This window comes from Candidatus Symbiopectobacterium sp. NZEC135 (genome assembly GCF_025962695.1).
Window position 1 is genome coordinate 1 of the sequence record NZ_JAGFPF010000816.1, and the last position, 917, is coordinate 917.

General features: G+C 49.1%; 2 pseudogenes. One reads left to right on the top strand and one right to left on the bottom strand.

The window, feature by feature from the left end:
- Positions 1–141 (top strand): annotated as a pseudogene (locus J5224_RS30675) (hemin ABC transporter substrate-binding protein); the annotation flags it as partial.
- Between the two features lie 130 nt (positions 142–271).
- Here the strand turns inward: J5224_RS30675 and J5224_RS30680 are convergent.
- Positions 272–917 (bottom strand): annotated as a pseudogene (locus tag J5224_RS30680) (hypothetical protein); the annotation flags it as partial.

Consider the following 917-nt stretch of genomic DNA (forward strand, 5'->3'; position numbering starts at 1 on the left):
GCGGTGCCCGGCATCACCCACACTCGCGCCTGGCGTCAGCAACGTATTGTTGCCATCGATCAGGCGCTGGTGCTAGGCATGGGACCCAGAGTGGCACACGCCGTGCAGGCGCTAAGTGCCGGTTTTTATCCGGGGCCTTGAGTCGAGGGTAAATCAAATCACCCAGGCCCGATTTATACCAATAAAAAAGAGCAGCCGTAACAGCTGCCCTTTACTTCTTATTCTCAAGACCACACGATAAAGCTATATAAGTAATTGAGATAATACAATATTAAAGTGCCTTACTGCATATTACTCCCAGTGGGGTAGTTTCTAGCATCGTGTTAACGCCAGCATTTCTGATGTCCGCATACCACTGATAGCCCCGACTTGCGCCTACAACATCGACCCAATAGAGCGTTTCAGAAAACCCCGCGCCAGTATGTTTATTCATATCTCCCCATTCAGACACCAGGGACCCAATGCGACGGGAACTAGCATTCCCATTAATAGCAATCGAATGTGGTTGCTTAAATCCCGGCTGTTGGTCGCAGTATGTGTTGGCACTTGTCCAGTCTAACTTTGTTGAGCCGTTATTAGTAAACCACCTGTTCACTGTAAACGAGTAATTCAACGTCTCTCCCAGCCCATTTGTCGGGGTGGCGGTGATAGTCACAGGTCCAGAAGGTGGATTGTTCAGTGTTACCTGACCATTATTTACCGTTATCGCGCCAGGTTGATTTGAGTTCCATGTATAAGCACTCGCGTTCCCACTGACGTTTAACGTAAATGTTGCTGCACGAAATCCGGTAGTAGGAAATCCATCGCCAATTTTAAAGGTGTAGTCATTCGTTGTGACCCCCGTAAATTCCTCCGGAGTAAACGTGGATGTCTGTGCGGCTGTAGTGTGCGTGCCCACCGTCGCCGTTACCTGAATA